The 248-nt window shown below is 62.1% G+C and carries 1 protein-coding gene; it reads left to right on the forward strand.

From position 1 onward, the window contains the following. Positions 1-248, forward strand: a 248-nt coding sequence (locus tag MD273_RS18955) for an LptF/LptG family permease (RefSeq protein ID WP_239039310.1), incomplete at both ends; no start/stop codon positions are given.

Consider the following 248-nt stretch of genomic DNA (forward strand, 5'->3'; position numbering starts at 1 on the left):
CCGGCCGCGTTCTGAAGGGCCTGTTCGTCGCCGATTACCGCGAGCCGGACAACTCGTACATCTATTATGCGACCGAGGGCGCCGTCGATCAGAGCGGCAGCCAGTTGATCATGAAGGACGGCCAGGTTCAGCGCGAAAATGCCGAGGGCGAGGTCTCGATCGTTCAGTTCGATTCCTACAGCTTCGACCTCTCGGAGCTGACAGCAGACAAGGGCCAGACCAGCCGGAGAGCCAGCGACCGCAGCCTC

The organism is Marinobacter sp. C7, assembly GCF_022343555.1.
In the GTDB taxonomy this organism is placed as follows: Bacteria; Pseudomonadota; Gammaproteobacteria; order Pseudomonadales; family Oleiphilaceae; genus Marinobacter.